This is a genomic window from Streptomyces sp. NPDC051207 (genome assembly GCF_040682395.1).
GTDB lineage: Bacteria > Actinomycetota > Actinomycetes > Streptomycetales > Streptomycetaceae > Streptomyces.
Genome location: NZ_JBFBAX010000028.1, coordinates 37,023 through 58,969, shown reverse-complemented (window position 1 = coordinate 58,969; position 21,947 = coordinate 37,023). Strand labels below are relative to the sequence as shown.

The 21,947-nt window shown below is 72.3% G+C and carries 20 protein-coding genes; 10 read left to right on the top strand and 10 right to left on the bottom strand.

All coding sequences use genetic code 11. The features are described 5' to 3' along the window. Nucleotides 1-124: 124 nt before the first annotated feature. Entirely contained in the window at nt 125-1,330 is a 1,206-nt protein-coding gene (locus AB0M97_RS24335; RefSeq protein ID WP_365963078.1) for a hypothetical protein, read from the top strand. A 98-nt stretch (nt 1,331-1,428) separates the two neighbouring features. Here the strand turns inward: AB0M97_RS24335 and hflX are convergent, their stop codons facing one another. The 6 genes from hflX to miaA form a co-directional block, all read right to left on the bottom strand. Further along, nucleotides 1,429-2,922, bottom strand: coding sequence for a GTPase HflX (gene hflX / locus AB0M97_RS24330; RefSeq protein WP_365963076.1), 1,494 nt, complete (start codon nt 2,920-2,922; stop codon nt 1,429-1,431). Between the two features lie 173 nt (nt 2,923-3,095). Then, on the bottom strand, nt 3,096-4,574 hold the full coding sequence (locus tag AB0M97_RS24325; RefSeq protein WP_365963075.1) for a M1 family metallopeptidase: 1,479 nt from the start codon (nt 4,572-4,574) through the stop codon (nt 3,096-3,098). A 115-nt stretch (nt 4,575-4,689) separates the two neighbouring features. Next, nucleotides 4,690-6,861 (bottom strand): HD domain-containing protein, encoded by a 2,172-nt coding sequence (locus AB0M97_RS24320; RefSeq protein WP_365963074.1) that lies wholly within the window; start codon nt 6,859-6,861, stop codon nt 4,690-4,692. Between the two features lie 240 nt (nt 6,862-7,101). Then, the gene (gene dapF, locus AB0M97_RS24315; RefSeq protein WP_365963073.1) at nt 7,102-7,980 is read right to left on the bottom strand and encodes a diaminopimelate epimerase; all 879 of its coding nucleotides are present in this window, start codon (nt 7,978-7,980) and stop codon (nt 7,102-7,104) included. A 68-nt stretch (nt 7,981-8,048) separates the two neighbouring features. Further along, the gene (locus AB0M97_RS24310; RefSeq protein WP_365963072.1) at nt 8,049-8,552 is read right to left on the bottom strand and encodes a hypothetical protein; all 504 of its coding nucleotides are present in this window, start codon (nt 8,550-8,552) and stop codon (nt 8,049-8,051) included. 107 nt (nt 8,553-8,659) lie between these two features. Continuing rightward, entirely contained in the window at nt 8,660-9,598 is a 939-nt protein-coding gene (miaA, locus tag AB0M97_RS24305; protein ID WP_365963071.1) for a tRNA (adenosine(37)-N6)-dimethylallyltransferase MiaA, read from the bottom strand. 138 nt (nt 9,599-9,736) lie between these two features. Between miaA and AB0M97_RS24300 the strand changes: the two genes are divergently transcribed. Further along, complete coding sequence (locus AB0M97_RS24300; RefSeq protein ID WP_365963070.1) at nt 9,737-10,036, top strand: antitoxin; 300 nt, start codon at nt 9,737-9,739, stop codon at nt 10,034-10,036. Between the two features lie 77 nt (nt 10,037-10,113). Here AB0M97_RS24300 and AB0M97_RS24295 read toward each other — a convergent pair whose 3' ends face one another. Beyond that, nucleotides 10,114-10,830, bottom strand: a complete 717-nt coding sequence (locus AB0M97_RS24295) for a class III extradiol dioxygenase subunit B-like domain-containing protein (RefSeq protein ID WP_365963069.1) — start codon at nt 10,828-10,830, stop codon at nt 10,114-10,116. A gap of 81 nt (nt 10,831-10,911) precedes the next feature. Next, a complete protein-coding gene (miaB, locus tag AB0M97_RS24290) occupies nt 10,912-12,432 on the bottom strand; it encodes a tRNA (N6-isopentenyl adenosine(37)-C2)-methylthiotransferase MiaB (protein WP_365963068.1) in 1,521 nt (506 codons plus the stop codon). Between the two features lie 152 nt (nt 12,433-12,584). On the opposite strand from miaB, the gene AB0M97_RS24285 reads away from it, so the two are divergent. After that, on the top strand, nt 12,585-13,580 hold the full coding sequence (locus AB0M97_RS24285; RefSeq protein WP_365963067.1) for a TAXI family TRAP transporter solute-binding subunit: 996 nt from the start codon (nt 12,585-12,587) through the stop codon (nt 13,578-13,580). 10 nt (nt 13,581-13,590) lie between these two features. On the opposite strand, the gene AB0M97_RS24280 is transcribed toward AB0M97_RS24285, so the two are convergent. Both AB0M97_RS24280 and AB0M97_RS24275 read right to left on the bottom strand, forming a co-directional pair. Beyond that, the gene (locus tag AB0M97_RS24280; RefSeq protein WP_365963065.1) at nt 13,591-14,988 is read right to left on the bottom strand and encodes a HAMP domain-containing sensor histidine kinase; all 1,398 of its coding nucleotides are present in this window, start codon (nt 14,986-14,988) and stop codon (nt 13,591-13,593) included. Nucleotides 14,989-14,997: 9 nt separating this feature from the next. Next, nucleotides 14,998-15,684 carry a response regulator transcription factor gene (locus tag AB0M97_RS24275; RefSeq protein ID WP_365963064.1) on the bottom strand — a complete coding sequence of 229 codons (687 nt, stop codon included), beginning with the start codon at nt 15,682-15,684 and terminating at the stop codon, nt 14,998-15,000. A gap of 290 nt (nt 15,685-15,974) precedes the next feature. Between AB0M97_RS24275 and AB0M97_RS24270 the strand changes: the two genes are divergently transcribed. From AB0M97_RS24270 to AB0M97_RS24240, 7 genes are all read left to right on the top strand, one after another. Beyond that, nucleotides 15,975-16,751: an amino acid ABC transporter ATP-binding protein gene (locus AB0M97_RS24270; RefSeq protein WP_365963063.1), complete on the top strand. Its 777-nt coding sequence runs from the start codon at nt 15,975-15,977 to the stop codon at nt 16,749-16,751. A 61-nt stretch (nt 16,752-16,812) separates the two neighbouring features. Then, the gene (locus tag AB0M97_RS24265; RefSeq protein ID WP_365963062.1) at nt 16,813-17,658 is read left to right on the top strand and encodes a glutamate ABC transporter substrate-binding protein; all 846 of its coding nucleotides are present in this window, start codon (nt 16,813-16,815) and stop codon (nt 17,656-17,658) included. A gap of 133 nt (nt 17,659-17,791) precedes the next feature. Continuing rightward, entirely contained in the window at nt 17,792-18,460 is a 669-nt protein-coding gene (locus tag AB0M97_RS24260; protein ID WP_365963061.1) for an amino acid ABC transporter permease, read from the top strand. Next, a complete protein-coding gene (locus tag AB0M97_RS24255) occupies nt 18,457-19,365 on the top strand; it encodes an amino acid ABC transporter permease (protein ID WP_365963060.1) in 909 nt (302 codons plus the stop codon). The genes AB0M97_RS24260 and AB0M97_RS24255 overlap by 4 nt, the downstream gene beginning before the upstream one ends. Nucleotides 19,366-19,540: 175 nt before the next feature. Further along, on the top strand, nt 19,541-21,151 hold the full coding sequence (locus AB0M97_RS24250; RefSeq protein ID WP_365963059.1) for an FAD-dependent monooxygenase: 1,611 nt from the start codon (nt 19,541-19,543) through the stop codon (nt 21,149-21,151). A 7-nt stretch (nt 21,152-21,158) separates the two neighbouring features. After that, a complete protein-coding gene (locus AB0M97_RS24245) occupies nt 21,159-21,320 on the top strand; it encodes a putative leader peptide (protein ID WP_365963058.1) in 162 nt (53 codons plus the stop codon). A gap of 76 nt (nt 21,321-21,396) precedes the next feature. Continuing rightward, nucleotides 21,397-21,930 carry a cysteine dioxygenase gene (locus AB0M97_RS24240; protein ID WP_365963057.1) on the top strand — a complete coding sequence of 178 codons (534 nt, stop codon included), beginning with the start codon at nt 21,397-21,399 and terminating at the stop codon, nt 21,928-21,930. The last annotated feature ends 17 nt before the right edge of the window (nt 21,931-21,947 follow it).

The following is a 21,947-nucleotide window of genomic DNA, read 5'->3' as shown; positions in this document are numbered from 1 at the left end:
CCCGGCGGTCACGCCTTCGCCGCCCGGCAGCCGCCCGCCCGGCACTCCCACCGCAGCCACCACACAGCCGGCGCCACCGCACCCATCACCGCACTCACGCACGCTCCACGGGGGTCATCTCACGATGCGTTCCACACGTACGTCCGTCGCCACCGGGCGCGGACGGCGCTCCGTCCTCGCCGCCGCCGCTGCCGTCGCGGCCCTGGCGCTCACCGCGACCGCCTGCGGCGGCTCCGGGGACACCGCGGGCGACGAGCCCGCCGCCACCACCTCGCAGGCCGCCGACACCGGCGACGGCAGGGCCCGGGTCCCGGCCGGCCTCGCGGACCGGCTCAAGGAGCACGGCATCGACGCCGACCAGTGGAAGGACGGCGGCTGGAGGAACTGGGACAAGGACAAGTGGCTCAGTGAGGCCAAGGACTTCGTCAACCCGGTGATCGAGGGCCTGTGGAAGCCGGAGCGGATGAAGTCCGCGAAGGAGGCCGACAAGACGATCTCCACCAAGGACGCCTCCGCCGACCAGGGCGTCAGCGACCCGGACCCGGCGCCTGTGCGGGCCGCCGCCGAGAAGACGCCGTACCACGAGAACGCGGCGGCCGTCGGCAAGGTCTTCTTCGACGGCCCGCAGGGCTCGATGGTCTGCTCCGGCACGGTCGTCAAGGACGTGAACCACCCGGGCAGGTCCAACCTGGTGTGGACGGCCGGCCACTGTGTGCACGCGGGCGGCAACGGCGGCTGGTACCGCAACATCGTCTTCGTGCCGGCGTACAACGACCTCGGCAAGTCCGAGGCGGACCTGAGCAACGCGAACCCCGTCGAGATCGCCCCGTACGGCAACTGGTGGGCGGACTGGGCGTCCACGTCGAACGGCTGGATCGAGGGCGGTTCCGAGACGGGCGGCGCGGGTGCCGCCCACGACTACGCCGTGCTGCACGTGAAGCCGGAGCAGGGGGCCAAGTCCCTGGAGGAGACGGTCGGCGCCGCGCTGGACGTCGACTTCACCGCCCCGTCGGCCGCCGAGGCCGGGCAGATGGGCGCCTGGGGCTACCCGGCCGCGGCGCCGTACAACGGCCTGAAGATGTTCAAGTGTGTCGACCGGCCGGGCCGTTTCTCGCTGAGCCCGAGCCTGCCGACGATGTACCGCATCGGCTGCACGATGACCGGCGGCTCGTCCGGCGGCGGCTGGTTCCGGGTGGTGGACGGCGAGACGAAGCTGGTCTCGAACACGTCGATCGGCCCGGCCGACAACACCTGGCTGGCCGGCCCGCAGCTGGGCCGCGACGCCGAGTCGCTGTACCAGAACATGAGCAGGACCTACGGCGGCCAGTGACCGCCCGGCCGCGGCGGCCGTGACCACCGCACGCGAAAGGCCCGCTCCCCGCGCTCGGCAGGGGCGGGCCTTCCCGTTCCGCTCGGCTGTACGGCCGGTCAGGCCAGCGGCGTCGGGACGTACGGCGTGAGGTCCGCGGCCAGTTCCTCGTGCACCCGCACCTTGAGCAGGGTGCCCTCCGCGGTGTGCTCCTCGGAGATCACCTCGCCCTCGTCGTGGGCGCGCGCGACCAGCTTGCCGTGCGTGTACGGCACGAGGGCCTCGATCTCGACCGACGGGCGCGGCAGCTCGTTGTCGATCAGGGCGAGCAGTTCGTCGATGCCCCGGCCGGTGCGGGCCGACACCGCGAGGGAGCGCTTCTCGATCCGCATCAGCCGCTGGAGCGTCAGCGGGTCGGCCGCGTCGGCCTTGTTGATCACGACGATCTCGGGCACGCCGGTGGCGCCGACGTCCCTGATCACCTCACGCACGGCGGCCAGCTGCTCCTCCGGGTCGGGGTGCGAACCGTCCACCACGTGCAGGATCAGATCGGCGTCGCCGACCTCCTCCATCGTGGAGCGGAACGCCTCGACCAGGTGGTGCGGCAGATGGCGGACGAAACCGACCGTGTCGGTCAGCGTGTAGAGCCGCCCGCTCGGCGTCTCGGCCCGGCGCACGGTCGGGTCGAGGGTGGCGAACAGCGCGTTCTCCACCAGGACGCCCGCGCCCGTGAGGCGGTTGAGCAGCGAGGACTTGCCGGCGTTGGTGTAGCCAGCGATGGCGACCGACGGCACCTTGTTGCGGCGGCGCTCCTGACGCTTGATGTCGCGGCCGGTCTTCATGTCCGCGATCTCCCGGCGCATCTTCGCCATCTTCTCGCGGATCCGGCGCCGGTCCGTCTCGATCTTGGTCTCACCGGGGCCGCGGGTGGCGAGGCCGCCGCCCTTGCCGCCGCCCATCTGCCGGGACAGCGACTGACCCCAGCCGCGCAGCCTCGGCAGCATGTACTGCATCTGCGCGAGCGCGACCTGCGCCTTGCCCTCGCGGGACTTGGCGTGCTGGGCGAAGATGTCCAGGATCAGGGCCGTACGGTCGATGACCTTGACCTTGACGACGTCCTCGAGGTGGATCAGCTGGCCGGGGCTCAGCTCACCGTCGCAGATGACGGTGTCCGCGCCCGTCTCGAGCACGATGTCACGCAGCTCGACGGCCTTGCCGGAGCCGATGTAGGTCGCCGCGTCGGGCTCGCTGCGCCGCTGGATCACGCCGTCGAGCACGAGGGCGCCCGCGGTCTCCGCGAGGGCGGCGAGCTCCGCGAGGGAGTTCTCGGCGTCGCGCGCGGTTCCCGTGGTCCAGACGCCGACGAGCACGACCCGCTCCAGGCGGAGCTGGCGGTACTCGACTTCGGTGACGTCCTCGAGCTCGGTGGAGAGGCCCGCCACGCGGCGCAGAGCCGCGCGCTCGGAGCGGTCGAGCTGGTCGCCGTCCCGCTCTCCGTCGATCTCGTGGCTCCAGGCGACGTCCTCTTCCATCAGGGCATCGGCCCGAAGACCTTCGGGATGGTCGTACGCGAGGCGCTTGCTGTCCTGGGAAGGGGATGAAGAGGAGGTCATTGGGTCCTTACGTCGATGGGGATCTGCACGTCACAACGCGCGGGCACGCCGGGAGATTCCCGGAACCGGCGCGGCGCGGTACCGGCCGCGCCGACGTCCTGACGATGGTCGCACGGCACGGCCCGTCTCGTCACCGTGTTATCCGCCGGGCGTTGCCCGGCGCGCGCGCCGCGTCACCGGGTGGGCGCGGCGCTCTTCCAGTCGGGGTGGCCGGGCATCGGCGGGGTCTTTGCGCCGTACAGCCAGCCCTGGAAGAAGCCGTTCAGGTCGCGTCCGGCGACGTGGGAGGCGAGCCGGACGAAGTCGGCGGTGCTCGCGGTGCCGTCCTTGTGCAGGGCGACCCAGACCCGCTCCAGGTGTTCGAAGGCGCGGCGGCCGATCTCCTGGCGCAGCGCGTACAGCACGAGCGCGGCGCCGTCGTAGACGTTCGGGCGGAAGATGCTGGTCTTCCGGGCGGGGTCGGGGACCTGGGGCGCGGCGGGCGGTCCCCCGGTGGCGCGCCAGCGGTCGGAGGAGCGGTAGGCGGCCTTCATCCGCTCGGCGAGGGGCCGGTCCGCCTTCTCCTCGGCGTACAGGGCTTCGTACCAGGTGGCGTGGCCCTCGTTGAGCCACAGGTCGGACCAGGTGCGCGGGCTGACGCTGTCGCCGAACCACTGGTGGGCCAGCTCGTGCACCATGACCGACTCGACGTACCACGCGGGGTAGGCGGGCTCGGTGAACAGCTCCCGTTCGAACAGCGACAGGGTCTGCGTCTCGAGCGCGAAGCCGGTGGAGGCGTCCGCCATGAGCAGGCCGTACGTCTCGAAGGGATAACGCCCGACCTTGCTCTCCATCCAGGAGATCTGGCCGGGGGTCTTCTCCAGCCACGGCTCCAGCGCCGCGCGGTGCCGGGTGGGCACCACGTCCCGGACGGGCAGCCCGTGCGGCCCCTTGCGGTGCAGCACCGTGGAGCGCCCGATGGACACCTGGGCCAGCTCGGTGGCCATGGGGTGCCGGGTCCGGTACGTCCAGGTGGTCGCCCCGCGCGAGCGGTCCGCGCCGGCCGGCAGCCCGTTGGCGACGGCGGTGTAGCCGTCGGGCGCGGTGATCCGGAAGGTGAACATCGCCTTGTCGGAGGGGTGGTCGTTGCAGGGGAAGACCAGGTGGGCGACGTCGGCCTGGTTGGCCATGGCGAGGCCGTCCCCGGTGCGGATCCAGCCGCCCTGGCGTCCCGTGCCGTACACGGGGTCGCTGGTGTGCCGCACGGTGATCCGCGTCCAGCTGCCCTGCGGCAGCGGGTCGTGCGGCGTGACGACCAGGTCCTCGCCCGCGCCGGTGAACGCGGCGGGCTCGCCGTCGACCTCGACGGACTCCACCTTTCCGTGCGCGAAGTCGAGGTTCACGCGGCTGAGCGCGGTCGTCGTCCGGGCGTCGATGGTGGTGACGGCCTTCAGCGGCTTGTCGTTGGCGCCGGAATACGTCAGGGCCAGGTCGTACGCGGCCACGTCGTAGCCGGGGTTGCCCAGGTGCGGGAAGAGGCGGTCGCCGACGCCCAGCGGTTCGGCGGGCGCGCTCGCGGCGACGAGGCAGACGCAGACGGCGGAGGCGAGCAGCGCCGCGGAGGTCCGCCGGCGGCGGGGGCGCGGGGTCCGGTGGCGGGGGGTGAGCAGCATGCCCCACCGCTATCAGCGCACGCGCGCGTGGCGTGGACGGCGCGCGACCGCCCCACTCGAACGGGTCGCCCCGTGCGTCCGGTGGGCGTGCCGCGCGTCCGGCGGGCCCCCCTGCTCAGCGCACGCCGGCCCGCGGCTGGGCGCGGACCACGTCGTAGACGCCGGGGACGTTGCGCATGGCGCGCATCAAGGTCGGCAGGTGCGCCGCGTCGGGAAGCTGGACGGTGTAGGTGTGCCGCACCCGCTGCTGGCTCGGGGGTTCGACGGTCGCGGAGACGATCTCGGCGCCCTCGACGGCCATGGCCTCGGTGAGGTCGGCGAGCAGATGGGGCCGGACGAATGATTCGGCGACCAGCGTGACCCGGCAGTCCGCGGTGTCGCCCCAACGCACCCCGACCTCCGCGCGCCCCGCCTCCTTCATGCGCGCGACGGCGGCGCACTCGACGCGGTGCACGGTCACGGCTCCCCCGCGCACGGCGAAGCCGGTGACCTCGTCGGGCGGTACGGGCGTACAGCATCCGGCGAGCCGGACGGTCGCGCCGGGCCGGTCCACGACGGCGCTGGCCGCGGGCCGGGCGGCGGGCCCCTCGGGGACGGGCCGGGCGGCGCCGGACCGTCCCCGGGGCTCGTCCTCCGTGCGGCCGGCCGTCGGGTGGGCGGTGAGCCAGCGCTGGATGGCGATCCGCGCGGCGGGCGTGTGGGCGTGCTCCAGCCACTCCGGGGAGGGCTCGGACGCCGGGTCCTGGCCCATGAGGAGCTGCACGGTGTCGCCGTCCCGCAGCACGGTGCTCAGGGTCGCCAGGCGGCCGTTGACCCGGGCGCCGATGCACGCGTGCGCGTCCTCGCCGTACTGCGCGTAGGCCGCGTCCACACAGGTGGCGCCCTCGGGCAGGCCGAGCGTGCCGCCGTCGGGGCGGAAGACGGTGATCTCGCGGTCCTGGGCGAGGTCCTCGCGCAGCGTGGACCAGAAGGTGTCGGGGTCGGGCGCGCCCCGCTGCCAGTCGAGGAGGCGGGAGAGCCAGCCGGGGCGGGTGGGGTCGGCGCGCTCGCCGTTGTCGTCCTGCTCCTCCGACGGCGGGGCGTACGGGTTGCCGAGCGCGACGACGCCCGCCTCGGCGACCCGGTGCATCTGGTGGGTGCGGATGAGGACCTCGACGACCTGGCCGTCCATGGGCGTCTCCCCGTTCGAGTCCGTTCGGGAACGGGGGAGGGCGACCGCGGTGTGCAGCGACTGGTAGAGGTTGAACTTCGGCACGGCGATGAAGTCCTTGAACTCCGACACGACGGGCGTCAGGCAGGTGTGCAGCTCACCGAGCACGCCGTAGCAGTCGGCGTCCTCGTTCACCAGCACCAGCAGCCGGCCGAAGTCCGCGCCGCGCAGCCTGCCGCGTTTGCGGGCGACGCGGTGCACGGACACGAAGTGCCGGGGGCGGATGAGGACGTCGGCGGCGATGTCGGCCTCGCGCAGCACACGGCGCACCTCGTCGGCGGCCTCGGCGAGGGGATCGTCGGTGCGGGAGGCGTTGTTGACGATCAGCTCCCGGGTGCGCCGGTAGTCCTCGGGGTGCAGGATCGCGAAGACCAGGTCCTCCAGTTCGGTCTTGAGGGCCTGCACGCCGAGCCGTTCGGCGAGCGGGATGAGGACGTCCCGGGTGACCTTGGCGATGCGGGCCTGTTTCTCTGGGCGCATCACGCCGAGGGTGCGCATGTTGTGCAGCCGGTCGGCGAGTTTGATCGACATCACGCGGACGTCGTTGCCGGTGGCGACGAGCATCTTGCGGAAGGTCTCGGGCTCGGCGGCGGCGCCGTAGTCGACCTTCTCCAGCTTGGTGACGCCGTCGACCAGATAGCGGACCTCCTCGCCGAACTGCTCCCCCACCTGATCCAGCGTCACGTCCGTGTCCTCGACGGTGTCGTGCAGCAGGGAGGCCGTCAACGTCGTGGTCTCGGCGCCGAGTTCGGCGAGGATCAGCGTGACCGCGAGGGGGTGGGTGATGTACGGCTCGCCGCTCTTGCGCATCTGCCCGCGGTGCGAGGACTCGGCCAGCACATAGGCGCGGCGCAGGATTTCCAGGTCGGCGTCGGGGTGGTGGGCACGGTGCGCCTCCACGACGTGGCTGATGGCGTCGGGCAGCCGGTCGCGGGTGACGGAGCCGAGCAGGGCGGCCCGGCCGAGGCGGCGCAGGTCGATGCGGGGGCGGGCCTTTCTGCGCGTGGGCGTGACGGGGCCGACGGCGGTCGGCATCACCGGGCCTGGGCTCGCGGGATTCGCGGCCTCCGCGTTCATGGGCACCTCCGGCTGCGTGGACCGGCGGACGGGGTGCCCCAGGGCGGACACGGCACAGGGGGCGGCGTCGGTCCCCCGTCCGGGCCGGTGCTTGATGCTACCGAGCCCACCACGCGCGGCTGACCGCCTCTCGCCGAGCGTGAAACGGATCACCCATTCGAGCGAAGGTCACCGGAACGGCGGTTTGCCACGGCGTGCCCGGAATGCCGGAACGGCCCGCGTCCTGTCGGCCGGTCCGCATCAGGCTCCGCGCCGGGCGGCCGACGCCAGCCACTCGGTGTCGATCTCGCCCTCGGCGACGATCACCGCGGGTCCGGTCATCTCGATCTCGCCGTCGGGGTGTTCGGTGACGACCAGGGTGCCGCCGGGGACGTCGACGGTGTACGTCACGGGGGTACCGGTCCGGGCCGGGTCGGCGCCGTCGCGGCGGGCGGCGGCCACGGCGACCGCGCACGCGCCCGTGCCGCACGAGCGGGTCTCACCGGCGCCCCGCTCGTGCACGCGCAGCGCGACGTGGCGCGGGCCGCGGTCCACGACGAACTCCACGTTCACCCCGTCCGGGTAGGCGGAGGCCGGGCTGAACGGGGGCGGCGCGGACAGCTCCCCCGCGTCGGCGAGGTCGTCCACGAAGGCGACCGCGTGCGGGTTGCCCATGTTCACGTTCCGCGCGGGCCAGCTGCGCCCGCCGACGCCGACCGTCACGTCGCCCTCCGGCAGCAGCGCCCGGCCCATGCCGACGGTGATGTCGCCCTCCTTGGAGAGGTGCACCTTCTTCACTCCGCCGCGGGTGGCCACCGCGAGGTCGCCCTCGGTCGCGTGACCGGCGCGCTGGAGGTAGCGGGCGAACACGCGCACGCCGTTGCCGCACATCTCGGCGACCGAGCCGTCGCCGTTGCGGTAGTCCATGAACCACTCGGCCTCGGCCGCCATCTCCGCGGCCTCCGGGTGCGCGGCGGACCGCACGACGTGCAGCAGGCCGTCACCGCCGATGCCCGCGCGGCGGTCGCACAGGGCGGCTACGGCGGCGGGCGGCAGGTCGACGGCGTTCTCGGGGTCCGGGACGATCACGAAGTCGTTCTCGGTGCCGTGCCCCTTGAGGAAGGCGATCCGCGTGCTCATTCCTCGATCGTACGGGGTGGCTGCGACAGCCCCGCCGGCACGGCCGGGGCGACCGGGTGCGGGCGGTGTCAGCGCAGCCGGGCCACGCGCCACACGGCGAGCACGACCGCCGCGCCGACGACCACCACGTACGCGAGGACGACCCGCCAGTCCGGGCGGCGGCCCGAGCCGCGCTGCGGCAGGCCGGGCCAGGTGTGGCCGACGCGGCGGGCGGCCATCATGCCCCAGCCGGCCGCGCAGGAGCAGATCAGCAGGCCCAGCATGGCGATCACGGCGCCGCTGTCGCCGAAGTCGAAGGCCAGCGGGAAGGCGAACATCAGCGAGCCGACCGCGGCCAGACCCACGATGGGCGCGAGCTGCCAGATCCGCAGCCGGCGCTGCGGCCGCAGCTCGACCTCGACCTCTTCGCCGCCCGCGTACATCTCGTCGGCGGCGGGGCCGTCGTCGGTCACACCGCCCGGGGCGTCGTCGGGTCCGTCGGGGCTCAGACGCACCCCGTCCGGGTCCCGTTCACCCTGGTCAGCGGTGAGGTGCTCGGTGTCCTGTGCGGTGTCGCGAGGGCCGGCCTCCATCGCCACGCGCCCTCCCAACTCGGCTCCACTTGGTCGATCGAAGCTCGATGATGGCACGGTCCCGGAGGCCGGGAAGACGGCCTGGGCGTCCCGATGCCATGACGTGATCAGGCTGTAACCGGTCGTTCGACCAACGACAGGGCGAGGCGGGGAAGTTCCGTGGCGTCCGCGGCCGCCCCGCTCAGCCAGTGCACCCGCGGGTCGCGCCTGAACCAGGAATCCTGACGGCGCGCGAAGCGCTTGGTGGCGCGGACGGTCTCGGCCCGCGCCTCCTCCAGGGTGCACTCCCCGGCGAACGCCGCGAGGACCTGCTGGTAGCCGAGGGCGCGGGACGCCGTACGCCCCTCGCGCAACCCCTGCGCCTCCAGTGCGCGCACCTCGTCCACCAGGCCCGCCTCCCACATCCCGTCGACCCGGCGGGCGATGCGCTCGTCCAGCTCGGGGCGGGTCACGTCGACGCCGATCTGGAGGGTGTCGTAGACGGCGTCGTGGCCGGGCAGGTTGGCGGTGAAGGGCCGGCCGGTGATCTCGATCACTTCGAGGGCGCGGACGACGCGCCGGCCGTTGCTGGGCAGGATCGCGCGCGCCGCCTCGGGGTCGGCGGCGGCCAGCCGGGCGTGCAGCGCCCCGGAACCGCGCAGGACGAGCTCCGCCTCCAGCCGGGCCCGGACCTCGGGGTCGGTGCCGGGGAACTCCAGGTTGTCGACGGCGCCGCGGACGTACAGCCCGGAGCCGCCGACCAGGACGGGCCAGCGGCCCTCGGCGAGCAGGGCGTCGATCCGCTGCCGCGCGAGCCGCTGGTACTCGGCGACGGACGCCGTCACCGTCACGTCCCAGATGTCCAGCAGGTGGTGCGGTACGCCGCCGCGCTCCTCCGGCGTCAGCTTGGCGGTGCCGATGTCCATGCCCCGGTAGAGCTGCATGGAGTCGGCGTTGATGACCTCGCCGCCGAGCCGCTGGGCCAGGAACACTCCCAGATCGGACTTGCCGGCCGCGGTCGGTCCGACGACGGCGATGACGCGGGGGGCGGGGGCTGAGCTGCTCACGACCCCAGTCTCGCAAATGCGCGCACCCACTTTCGAACGAGTTGGGCGACGCGGCATCTTCCGGACAGAGGTAGCGTTGCCAGTGAAGTGGGCTTTGTGCCCACGACTGCCCCCGCCTGCCCCCGTGAAAGGTGAACCATGGGTCTCCTCGACAACCTCAAGGGCAAGCTGGGCCCGGCCAAGGGCAAGGTCTCCGGGCTCGCGCAGCAGCACGGCGACAAGATCCAGCACGGCATCGACAAGGCCGCGAGGGCCGTGGACGAGCGGACCAAGGGCAAGTACAGCAAGGGGATCCAGTCGGGTTCCGGCAAGGCCAAGGAGGCCATGAACCGCCTCGCCCACAAGGAGGGCCCTCAGGGCGGCACGGGCGGCCCCGGCGAGCCGGGTGGCGGCACGAGTGGCACGACCCCGCCGACCGGTCCCCCGCCGACTTCCTGACCGGCCGGGAACCGGGGCTGCGCGGCCGGCCGGAGACCTGCGGAAGCCGGCCGAGGACCAGGGCCGCGGAGGCCTGCCTAGGACCAGGCCGCCACGAAGTACCCCACCCCGTACGGCGCGTCCTCATACAGCAGGGCTCCGCCGAGTCGCGCACCTTCGGCCGCGCCGGCCAGAACCTGCCAGGGCGCCCGGCCCCCGGCCTGGAGTTCACGGGCGAGCACGGGGTCCAGCGCGGCCAGGGCGGTGACGTCCGCGGCGCCGAGCGCCCGCGCGATCTGCGCGTCGAAGGGCGCCGCCCGCTCGTCGAGGTACCCCGGGGCCTTGAGCGTGCGGCACGCGCTGCCGTCGCCCATGACGAGCGCGGCGACCCGCCCGGCACCGGCGGCGACGTCCCGTCCCGTGTCCAGGCACCGCTCGGTCCCGAGGGCGTCGCCCACGCCGATGCCCTCGACGGGTACGTCCGGCCACCCCGACGACCGCTCCAGCAGCCAGGCCGCCACGGCGAGCGACGCGGGCAACTCCCGCCCGTCGTCCGGCCCGTCGCCCCGCCCCAGCCGTACGGCGAGATCCACGCCGAAGCCCCGGAACGAGCCGGGCGTCCCCTCCGGGTAGCTCTCGGTCCCGGCGCTGCCGGTGGAGCCGACGACCACGAGCCGGTCGGGCCGGGCGGCGGCGAGCACCCCGATCGCGTCCGCGCACGCGGCACGCGCGGCGTCCAGTTCGGGGGCGGCACCCGCGGCGACCTGGGGCACGAGCAGCGGCGGGCAGGGGCAGACTGCGGCGGCGACAAGCATGATCGGCAGCGTAGCCCCGGCGGTGCCGGCGCGCGTGGTGCGGGCACCCCTACGCATCCGCCCGGCGCGGGCGGCGCCGGCTCAGTCGCAGCCGCAGCCGCTGCCCGTGGCGACGGGCAGCGGGGCCGGTGCGCCCACCTTCGGCAGGCCCAGCAGGACGCCCTGCGGCTTGGCCGGCTCCGCGGCGTTCCGCTTCGCCCAGGCGTCGCCCGCGCGCGTGCGGCGCACGTCGAGGACGGGGCCCTCGGCGAGCAGGTGGTGCGGGGCGGCGTAGGTGATCTCGACGGTGACCACGTCGCCGGGGCGGACGTCCTGCCCGGGCTTGGTGAAGTGCACGAGGCGGTTGTCGGGGGCGCGGCCGGACAGGCGGTGGGTGGTGTCGTCCTTGCGGCCCTCGCCCTCGGCGACCATCAGCTCCAGGGTGCGGCCGACCTGCTTCTTGTTCTCCTCCCAGGAGATCTCCTCCTGGAGGGCGACCAGCCGCTCGTACCGCTCCTGGACGACCTTCTTGGGGATCTGGCCGTCCATCTCGGCGGCCGGGGTGCCCGGCCGCTTGGAGTACTGGAAGGTGAACGCCTGCGCGAAGCGGGCCTCCCGCACGACGTGCAGGGTCTGCTCGAAGTCCTCCTCGGTCTCGCCAGGGAAGCCCACGATGATGTCGGTGGTGATCGCCGCGTGCGGGATGGCGGCCCGGACCTTCTCGATGATCCCGAGGTAGCGCTCCTGGCGGTAGGAGCGGCGCATCGCCTTCAGGACCGTGTCCGAGCCGGACTGCAGCGGCATGTGCAGCTGCGGCATCACGTTCGGTGTCTCGGCCATGGCGGCGATGACGTCGTCCGTGAAGTCGCGCGGGTGCGGGGAGGTGAAGCGGACGCGCTCCAGTCCGTCGATCCTCCCGCAGGCGCGCAGCAGCTTGCTGAAGGCCTCGCGGTCGCCGATGTCCGAGCCGTACGCGTTCACGTTCTGCCCGAGGAGGGTGATCTCGCTGACTCCCTCGGCGACCAGGGCCTCGACCTCGGCGAGGATGTCACCGGGCCGGCGGTCCTTCTCCTTGCCGCGCAGCGCCGGGACGATGCAGAACGTGCAGGTGTTGTTGCAGCCGACGGAGATGGAGACCCACGCCGCGTAGGCGCTCTCGCGGCGGGTGGGCAGCGTGGAGGGGAACGCCTCCAGGGACTCGGCGATCTCGACCTGGGCCTCCTCCTGGACGCGGGCGCGCTCCAGCAGGACCGGCAGCTTGCCGATGTTGTGCGTGCCGAAGACGACGTCCACCCAGGGGGCCCGCTTGACGATGGTGTCGCGGTCCTTCTGCGCGAGGCAGCCGCCGACCGCGATCTGCATGCCGGGGCGGCGCGCCTTCTTCGGGGCGAGGTGGCCGAGGTTGCCGTACAGCTTGTTGTCGGCGTTCTCCCGCACCGCGCAGGTGTTGAAGACGACGACGTCGGCCTCGCCGTCGGAGCCCTGGGGGGCGCGCACATAGCCCGCGTCCTCCAGCAGACCGGCCAAGCGCTCGGAGTCGTGGACGTTCATCTGGCACCCGTAGGTGCGTACCTCGTACGTGCGTGTGCCGCCCACGGACTGGCTCCGGTCGATGCTGCTCATGCACACAAGAGTAGGCGGTCCGCAGAAGTGGTCCGGCCGCCTGTGGACAACCCCGGACAGCCGCTCCCGGCCCGCCGGAAACGCCGCGGCGCGGGCCCTCGGACCGCGCCCGCGCTGGTCAGTACCGCGTCCCGGCTGGCAGGATCGCGCGCATGTCCAACGTCGTGTCCCGTCTCGCCGGCCGCCGGGCCCTGCGGGCCGCCGCGGCCGGTGCCGTCGCGCTCGGGCTGCTGCTGTGGTGGCTGCTGCCGCTGGGCGACGCCCCGCCCAGCGGGACGATGACACTGAGCACCGGCACGCGCGCCGGGGTGTACCAGAAGTACGGCGCGCTGCTGCGGGCCGAGCTGGACGAGGACATGCCGGATCTGAAGGTGCGGCTGCTGACCAGCGCCGGTTCGCAGCAGAACGTGAAGCGGGTGGCGACCGGTCAGGCCGACTTCGCGATCGCGGCGGCCGACGCGGTGGAGACGTACCGGCTGCTCGGCCTGCCGGGCGCCGAGTCGCTGCGCGGGGTGGCCCGGCTGTACGACGACTACGTGCAGCTCGTGGTGGTGCCGGGCTCCGACGTCCGCTCGGTCGCGGACCTGCGGGGCAAGCGCGTGGCGATAGGACCGCCCAACTCGGGTGTGCGCCTGATCGCCGACCGCGTGCTGCGCGCGGCGGGCATCGACCCGGAGAAGGACATCTCGCCCCAGGCGGACGGCATCGACACCGGCCCGGAGCGGCTCGGGAAGGACCTCGACGCGTTCTTCTGGTCGGGCGGGCTGCCGACGGACGGCCTGAACACGCTGGCCGAGCGGTCCGCGCTGCGGTTCGTGCCGATCGAGGACGAGCTCGTCACCAAGCTGCACCGGCAGGGCGGCGCCACCCGTTACTACCGCGCGCGGAACATGCCGGAGTCGGCGTATCCGGTCATCCAGAACGGCACCTCCGTGCCGACGATGGCCGTGTCCAACGTGCTGATCACGCGCGCGGACCTGGACCCCCGGCTCGTCGAGTGGGTGACCCGGACCGTGCTCCAGAGCAGGGACGGCATCGGCCGGCACGTGCACTCCGCACAGCTCGTGGACCTGCGCACCGCGATCTACACCGACCCGCTGGCCCTGCACGAGGGCGCCCGCCGTTACTACCGCTCGGTCAAGCCGTAGCGGCCGTCCGTCACGACAGCGGCGTCGGCGCCGTACGCGGCACCGTCACCGTCACCTCCAGGCCGTGCGGCTCGTGGTGGTCGTAGGTGATGGTGCCGCCGCCCGCCGCGAGCAGGGCGCGCGAGATGGACAGCCCGAGGCCGGAGCCCTTGACGTTCTGGTGCCGGCCGCTGCGCCAGAAGCGGTCGCCGACGCGGGCCAGTTCGTCGTCGGTCAGGCCGGGCCCGTGGTCGGCGACGACGATCATGGAGCTCTCGGCGGCGGAGGAGACGGTGACCTGCACGCTCTCGCCGCCCGGCGTGAACTTCACCGCGTTGTCGATGACCGCGTCCAGGGCGCTGGACAGGGTGACCGGGTCGGCCCAGGCGGTGGTGGGCGGGCAGTCGCCGACCAGCCGCACGCCCTTGGCCTCGGCGGTCGGCGTCCAGGCGGCGACGCGCTCGGCGGTCAGCGCGCCGATGTCGGTGATCTTCAGCTCGACCTTGGAGTGCTCGGCGAGCGCGAGGTCGAGCAGGTCGTCCAGGACGCGCGCCAGGCGCTTGCCCTCGGCCTGCACCGAGGCGATCTCCTCGTTGCCCTCGGGCAGTTCCAGCGCGAGCAGTTCGATGCGCAGCAGCAGCGCCGAGAGGGGGTTGCGCAGTTGGTGGGAGGCGTCGGCGACGAAGGCACGCTGCTGCTCCAGCACGTTCTCGACGTTGTCCGCCATCTCGTTGAACGACCGGGCAAGGCGCTGCAGTTCCGGCGGCCCTCCGGTGGCCGCGACCCGGGACTTCAGGCGTCCGGTGGCGATGTCGTGGGTGGTGGCGTCGAGGATGCGGACGGGCCTGAGCACCCAGCCGGTCAGCCGCAGGGCCGCGCCGACCGCCAGCAGCATCGCGGTGATCTCGCCCGCGCCGATGATCAGCCAGCCGTGCAGGATGCGCGAGCGCATGGGACCGGTGGGCGAGTCGAGGACGACGACCGCGACGACGTCGCCGTCCCGGATGACGGGCGAGGCGACGACGAGGCTGTGCCGGTCCCAGGGCCAGACCTGCTCCGGGTCGTGGCTGCGGCGGCTGAGCAGCGCCTCCTCGAAGGCGTCGCGCACCTCCCCGGAGCGGGGCAGGAACCATGTGCCGGGGGCGTGCGCCATGGGCGTGTCGGCGCGGTAGAAGACGCCGGCCCGGATGCCGTAGACCCGGTGGAAGCTGCGCAGTTCGCGGCTGAGGGTCTCCAGGCGCTCGTCCCTGACGGTGGGGTCGTCGGCGACGAACTGGGCGAGGGCCGCGAAGCGCGCGGTGTCGTCGATGCGGTCGACGACGACGTTCTGCTGCTGGGCCGCGGCGACGCTGACGGCGAGCGGGACGCCGAGGGCCAGCAGTACGGCCGCCATCAGGACGATCAGCAGCGGCAGGAGTCGGGTGCGCACCCCGGCCCGCTACGAACCCGGGGCGACGAGCCGGTAGCCCACGCCGCGTACGGTCTCGATGAGTGCCGGCATGCGCAGCTTGGCGCGCAGGGACGCCACGTGCACCTCCAGGGTGCGGCCGGTCCCCTCCCAGCTGGTCCGCCACACCTCGCTGATGATCTGCTCGCGGCGGAAGACGACGCCGGGCCGCTGGGCGAGCAGGGCGAGCAGGTCGAACTCCTTGCGGGTGAGCTGCACGACCGTGCCGTCCACGCTGACCTGCCGGGTCGGCAGCTCGATGCGCACCGGACCGAGACGCACGGCCGTCTCGATGCCGCTGGAGGTGTCCTCGTGGGCGGTGCGGCGGCTGACGGCGTGGATGCGGGCGAGGAGTTCCCCGGTGTCGTAGGGCTTCACGACGTAGTCGTCGGCGCCGAGGTTCAGGCCGTGGATGCGGGAGCGGACGTCGGAGCGCGCGGTCACCATGATGACGGGCGTGGCGGTGCGCTTGCGGATCTTGCTGCACACCTCGTAGCCGTCCTGGTCGGGCAGGCCGAGGTCGAGGAGGACGACGCCGAAGCCGTCGCCCTCGGGGACGAGCGCCTGGAGGGCCTCCTCGCCGCTGCGCGCGTGCGTGACGTCGAAGCCGTGCCGGGCCAGGATCGCGGACAGAGCTGCGGCGACGTGGTTGTCGTCCTCGACGAGCAGCAGCCTCATCCGGGCCCCTTTCGGTTCATCGGCCGTACCATTTTGATGTGTAGGACGGCGCGTGCCCACGCGCGCGTGCGTCGTGTGAAGTCACGCCGATGGACGAGGACGGCGTCAAGGGGGTTCCGGTTGCGGGCCCTTACCGTTACGGGGCCGATATGTGCCCTGCTCACAAGTGCCACGACACGTGTCCGATTGCTATCGGATCGTGATCCTCAGATTCCCCTCAGATGTGATGACGCTGGTCGTGGAGGGTTACTACTGTCCCCCGAAACCGAGGAGGACGGAGCCTGAGAGCGATGACCGAAGTATCGGTGGCCAAGGAAGACGTGGCCGCAACCGGCGAACTGGTCGTCCTGAAGAGCGTCAACAAGCACTTCGGCGCGTTGCACGTACTCCAGGACATCGATCTGACAATCGCCCGCGGCGAGGTCGTCGTGGTCATCGGGCCCTCCGGGTCCGGCAAGTCCACGCTGTGCCGCACCATCAACCGCCTGGAGACCATCGACTCCGGCGCGATCTGGATCGACGGCAAGCCGCTGCCGCAGGAGGGCAAGGAACTGGCCCGGCTGCGCGCCGACGTCGGCATGGTCTTCCAGTCCTTCAACCTCTTCGCGCACAAGACGGTGCTTGAGAACGTGATGCTGGGCCAGATCAAGGTCCGCAAGGCCGACCGGAAGAAGGCCGAGGAGCAGGCCCGTCAGCTGCTCGACCGGGTCGGGGTGGCCACCCAGGCGGACAAGTACCCTGCGCAGCTCTCCGGCGGCCAGCAGCAGCGCGTCGCCATCGCGCGGGCGCTGGCCATGGACCCGAAGGTGATGCTGTTCGACGAGCCGACCTCGGCCCTCGACCCGGAGATGATCAACGAGGTCCTCGAGGTCATGCAGCAGCTCGCCCGCGACGGCATGACGATGATCGTCGTCACCCACGAGATGGGTTTCGCACGATCGGCTGCCAACCGCGTGGTGTTCATGGCGGACGGCCGGATTGTCGAGGAGGCTGCGCCCGACCAATTCTTCAGCAACCCTCGCAGCGATCGCGCGAAGGATTTCCTGTCGAAGATCCTGCACCACTGATCCACGCACCGTACCGTCACGGACGGCCCGCATCCGTTACTCACCCTTAAGGATGTTCACCATGAAACTCCGTAGGATCACCGCCGCTTCGGCCGTGGCGCTCACGCTCGCCCTGACCGCCACCGCGTGCGGCGGCGACGACAAGGACAGCGACTCGGGCAGCGGCTCGGGCGGCGGCGACAAGATCAAGATCGGCATCAAGTACGACCAGCCCGGTCTGGGCCTGAAGGAGCCCGACGGTTCCTTCTCCGGCTTCGACGTCGACGTCGCCACGTACGTCGCCAAGGAGCTCGGCTACAAGGAAGACCAGATCGAGTGGGTCGAGACCAAGAGCGCCGACCGTGAGAACGCGCTGGCCCGCGGCGACGTGAAGTTCATCGCGGCCACGTACTCGATCACCGACGAGCGCAAGCAGAAGGTCGACTTCGCCGGCCCGTACCTGCTGGCCCACCAGGACCTGCTGGTCAAGGCGGACTCGGACATCAGCAAGGGCACCGACCTCAACGGCAAGAAGCTGTGCTCGGTGACCGGCTCCACCTCGGCGCAGAACGTCAAGGACACGATCGCCCCGAAGGCCCAGCTGCGTGAGTACGGCGGCTACTCGGAGTGCCTCGCCGGCCTCCAGAGCGGTGCCGTGGACGCGCTGACCACGGACGACTCGATCCTCGCGGGCTTCGCCGCCCAGGACAAGTACAAGGGCCAGTTCAAGCTCGCCGGGCTCAAGCTCAGCAACGAGAACTACGGCATCGGTGTCAAGAAGGGCGACTCCGCGACCGTCGACAAGATCAACAAGGCGCTGGAGAAGATGGTCTCCGACGGCTCCTGGGAGAAGGCCGTCAAGGAGAACTTCGGCCCGGCCAACTACAAGAACGAGCCCGCGCCGAAGATCGGCCAGATCGTCAAGTAGACGCGTCCTCCACTGACGCAGGAATCCGGCAGGTAACGCAGGGTTCCGCAGGTGCGCCGCCGCCCACCGCCTCCCCGGGCGGCGGCGCTCCACGCCCTCCACGTACGCCACACACCCGGAAGCGCGGGAGATCGTGTTCGACTTTCTTGAAGGCTACGACGTCCTAGGGGCGTTCTGGATGACGGTGAAGCTCACCGTCCTCTCCGCGATCGGCTCCCTGGTCCTGGGCACGGCGCTGGCCGCCATGCGGGTCAGCCCGGTCCCGCTGATGCGCGGGTTCGGCACCGCCTACGTCAACATCGTCCGGAACATCCCGCTGACGGTCATCATCGTCTTCTCCTCCCTCGGCCTGGCCGACATCTTCGGCATGACGATGGGTGTGCCGGACGACTTCGACGCCCTGGGCTTCCGGCTCGCCGTGTTCAGCCTGGCCCTCTACACCGCGGCCTTCGTGTGCGAGGCGATCCGCTCCGGCATCAACACCGTGCCCCTCGGCCAGGCCGAGGCGGCCCGCGCGATCGGCCTGAGCTTCAGCCAGACCCTGAGCCTGATCGTGCTTCCGCAGGCGTTCCGCTCGGTCATCGGCCCGCTGGCCAACGTCCTGATCGCACTGACCAAGAACACCACCGTGGCCGCCGCCATCGGCGTCGCCGAGGCCGCGGTCCTGATGAAGGAAATGATCGAGAACGAGGCCCAGGTGCTGGCCATCGGCGCGATCTTCGCCCTCGGGTTCGTGGTGCTGACCCTTCCGACGGGCCTGTTCTTCGGCTGGCTCAGCAAGCGACTGGCGGTGAAGCGATGAGTTCCGTCCTCTACGACACTCCGGGCCCCCGCGCCAAACGGCGCAACGTGCTCCTCTCCGTCGTCTTCTTCGTCCTGCTCGCCCTGTTCCTGTGGTGGATCTGGCGGACCATGGACAGCGAGAACCAGCTGAGCTGGGCCCTGTGGGAGCCGTTCACGACCTCCGCGGCCTGGACGACGTATCTGCTGCCAGGGCTCGGCAACACCCTCAAGGCCGCAGCGCTCGCCATGGTCATCGCCCTTCCGCTGGGCGCGGTGCTCGGCATCGCGCGCCTCTCCGACCACCGCTGGGTCCGGGGCCCCGCCGGAGTCGTGGTCGAGTTCTTCCGGGCCATCCCGGTGCTGCTGCTGATGCTGTTCGCGAACGAGGTGTACGTCGAGTACACGGGCGTCTCCAGCGAGGACCGGCCCCTGTACGCGGTCGTCACCGGCCTGGTGCTCTACAACGCCTCGGTACTCGCCGAGGTCGTCCGGGCCGGCATCCTCTCCCTGCCCAAGGGACAGTCCGAGGCGGCCTACGCCATCGGCCTGCGCAAGGGCCAGACGATGCAGAGCATCCTGCTGCCGCAGGCCGTCACCGCCATGCTGCCCGCCATCGTCAGCCAGCTCGTCGTCATCGTGAAGGACACCGCGCTGGGCGGCGTGCTGCTCAACTTCACCGAGCTGCTGAACGCCCGCAGCACCCTGGCCGCCAACTACGCCAACGTCATCCCGAGCTTCATCGTGGTGGCCGTCGTCTACATCGTCCTCAACTTCCTCCTCACCTCCTTCGCCTCCTGGCTGGAGGGCAAGCTGCGCAAGAGCAAGCGGAGCACGGGCGCGGTCGTCGGCGCCGACGAGGTCGAGGAGCTGAACGCGGCCGAGGTCGGCGGCACCCACGGAACCGGTGCCGGGGGAACTGTCTGACGCCCCCTCACCCCGTACGGCCCGCACGGAGGCAGTGGCATGATCGCCACTGCCTCCGTCGCTTGACGCAAGCAGCGGCAATGGGTTGCATACGTTCTGTGATCGTGCACCCTGCTCCACCGTCCTGTTCACCTACGTCTCTCAGGTCACCGCTGCGGGCAGGGGGCGCCGCGCCGTGGACCCGGTGATCGTCGTGGGGGCGGGGCCCGTCGGGCTCACGCTCGCCCTGGGACTGGCGCGTCAGGACGTGCCCTGCGTCGTCCTGGACGAGGGCCCGGGCAAGGACGAACCGCGCCCCGCGCGCACCGTCGTCCTGCGCGAGGACACCGCCGCCCTGCTGGAACGGCTGACCGGTGTACCCCTCGCGCAGGCCGGCACCCACTGGGCCGGATGGCGGTCGATGCGGCGCAAGCAGGTGATGCGCGAGGTCTTTTTCGACGACTCCGAACCCGCCCCCCTGCACCTCCCGCAGCACGTGATCACCGGCGCCCTGCGCGCCGCCCTGGTACGCGAGTCATGGGTGAGGATCGCCGTGGACAGCCGGGTCGACGGCGTGGAGCAGGAGGCCTCGGGCGTCACGGCCCACACCCGCGGCCCGAAGGGCACGTGGTGGCGCGGCAGTTACCTGGTCGGCTGCGACGGCCCCCGCTCGACGGTCCGCAAGCTCCAGGACATCCGCTTCCCCGGCCGTACGGCGGTGGAACGGCACGCCGTCGCCGCACTGCGCGCCGACCTGCCCCGCCCCGGCGAGGCCCTGCTGCACCGCCTGCCGCCGTGGCGCACGTCCGGCCCGTTTGCCGGTGAGATCACCGCCCGCCCGCTGCCCGACGGGGTGTGGCGGCTGGACTGGCTGCTCCCGCCGGGCAAGGACCTCGTCACGCCCGAGCTGCTGGTGAACCGCGTCCGGGAGACCCTGGCCGGCTGGACCGGCGGCTCCACACCGGCGTACGAGCTGCTCGACACGGGGGTGCACACCGTCCACCACCGGCTGGCCCGCCGCTGGCGGGCCGGCCGCGTCTTCCTCGCCGGGGACGCGGCGCACCTGCTCGGCGCGCTCGGCACGCACGGCCTCGACGAGGGCCTCAGGGACGCCGACAACCTCGCCTGGAAACTGGCCCTGGCCTGGCACCACGGCCCCCACGAGGCCCTCCTCGACAGCTACCAGGAGGAGCGGCGCGGCGCCGTCGCCGCCCGGCTGCGCGCCGCCGACCAGGCCCTGCCCGTACTGCGCGGCGGCCCGGGAGGCCTGCGCTCCTACGTGCCCGGCGCGGCCCGCGGCCACGACGCGCTGCTCACGGACGGTCACCTCGGCCGCGGGGTGCTGGGCTCGCCCGGCACCTATGCCGACTCGCCTCTCGCACCCGGGCCCCTGGAAGGTGAGGTGCCCGTCGACACGCCACCCGGAGCGCAGGTCACCGATGTCCTGGTCACGGCCGAGGACGGCACGTTCGTACGGCTGCGGGACCGGCTCGGGCGCGGCGCGCTGCTCGTGGTGCTCGTCGCGCCGGGCACGGGCGTGTGGGAGCGCAAGCACTGGGCGACCGCCGGCATCATGCCCCGGCTGGCGGCCGCGGTGAGCGCGCTGCCGCACACCGCCGAGCTCCTCGTCGCCGAGAACTACCCGGGCGCGGGCGCCCACACGGTGCTGCTGGTCCGTCCCGACGGTCACCTGGTCACCGCTCTGAGCGGGGTGCGCCCCGCCGACCTGTACGCGGCGGCCGAGGCCGCGCTGGGCGGCGCGGCCGACGCACAGGCCGAGGCCGGGGCACCGGCCGGCTCGCACTGACCCGCACGTGCCCGCCGTCACCGTGCGTCAGCGGGGTGACGGCGGGTTGACCGGTCCGGACGGCCATGGTGTACTCCGGACCGTGACCGACACCTCTACGCGCCTGTGGCGGAGGGTCCACATGGACCTCGTCCGCTACGCGGGCTGCGTGTGTCGTCCGTCCTGCTGAATTCGCCTTTTCTTCTCGCGCGCAGCGCCGTCCCTCGGCCGCGCGCGTCTCCGCGAACCCTCTCCAGGACGGTCCCATGTCTGTCTCCCCGGCCTCCGCGCCGACCACCTCCGGCTCCGCTCCCACGCAGGCGGACCTGCTCGATTTCGTACGGCGGACCGCCGCCGACGCCGAATTGATCGCCTCCCTTCCGCTCGACCCCGAGGGCCGAACGTGGCTGCGGCTGGACGGGCCCAGCGGCAGCGAGGCCTGGCTGATCGGCTGGCCGCCCGGCACGGGCACCGGCTGGCACGACCACGCCGACTCGGTCGGCGCCTTCTTCACCGCGTCCGGCGAGCTGCGGGAGTACTCGCTCGCCGCCCGGCTGCCCACCGACGGCTGGAAGACCCTTGAGCTCACCGACGGCGTTGACCGCGAGCGGCGGCTGACGGCCGGGCAGGGCCGCGCCTTCGGCCGCCACCACGTGCACGAGGTCCTCAACGACTCCCCCGACCGCCACGCCATCTCCGTCCACGCCTACTACCCGCCCCTGCCGCGCATCCGCCGCTACAGCCGCACCGGCCAGGTCCTGCGGCTGGAACAGGTGGAACGGCCGGAGGACTGGCAGTGACGGTGAACGGCGAGGGA

Bases quoted from the DNA above. Each gene is read 5' to 3' on its own strand.
- AB0M97_RS24335 (WP_365963078.1), top strand. From the start codon at position 125: ATGCGTTCCACACGTACGTCCGTCGCCACCGGGCGCGGACGGCGCTCC.
- hflX (WP_365963076.1), bottom strand. From the start codon at position 2,922: ATGACCTCCTCTTCATCCCCTTCCCAGGACAGCAAGCGCCTCGCGTAC.
- AB0M97_RS24325 (WP_365963075.1), bottom strand. From the start codon at position 4,574: ATGCTGCTCACCCCCCGCCACCGGACCCCGCGCCCCCGCCGCCGGCGG.
- AB0M97_RS24320 (WP_365963074.1), bottom strand. From the start codon at position 6,861: ATGAACGCGGAGGCCGCGAATCCCGCGAGCCCAGGCCCGGTGATGCCG.
- dapF (WP_365963073.1), bottom strand. From the start codon at position 7,980: ATGAGCACGCGGATCGCCTTCCTCAAGGGGCACGGCACCGAGAACGAC.
- AB0M97_RS24310 (WP_365963072.1), bottom strand. From the start codon at position 8,552: ATGGAGGCCGGCCCTCGCGACACCGCACAGGACACCGAGCACCTCACC.
- AB0M97_RS24300 (WP_365963070.1), top strand. From the start codon at position 9,737: ATGGGTCTCCTCGACAACCTCAAGGGCAAGCTGGGCCCGGCCAAGGGC.
- AB0M97_RS24295 (WP_365963069.1), bottom strand. From the start codon at position 10,830: ATGCTTGTCGCCGCCGCAGTCTGCCCCTGCCCGCCGCTGCTCGTGCCC.
- miaB (WP_365963068.1), bottom strand. From the start codon at position 12,432: ATGAGCAGCATCGACCGGAGCCAGTCCGTGGGCGGCACACGCACGTAC.
- AB0M97_RS24285 (WP_365963067.1), top strand. From the start codon at position 12,585: ATGTCCAACGTCGTGTCCCGTCTCGCCGGCCGCCGGGCCCTGCGGGCC.
- AB0M97_RS24275 (WP_365963064.1), bottom strand. From the start codon at position 15,684: ATGAGGCTGCTGCTCGTCGAGGACGACAACCACGTCGCCGCAGCTCTG.
- AB0M97_RS24270 (WP_365963063.1), top strand. From the start codon at position 15,975: ATGACCGAAGTATCGGTGGCCAAGGAAGACGTGGCCGCAACCGGCGAA.
- AB0M97_RS24265 (WP_365963062.1), top strand. From the start codon at position 16,813: ATGAAACTCCGTAGGATCACCGCCGCTTCGGCCGTGGCGCTCACGCTC.
- AB0M97_RS24255 (WP_365963060.1), top strand. From the start codon at position 18,457: ATGAGTTCCGTCCTCTACGACACTCCGGGCCCCCGCGCCAAACGGCGC.
- AB0M97_RS24240 (WP_365963057.1), top strand. From the start codon at position 21,397: ATGTCTGTCTCCCCGGCCTCCGCGCCGACCACCTCCGGCTCCGCTCCC.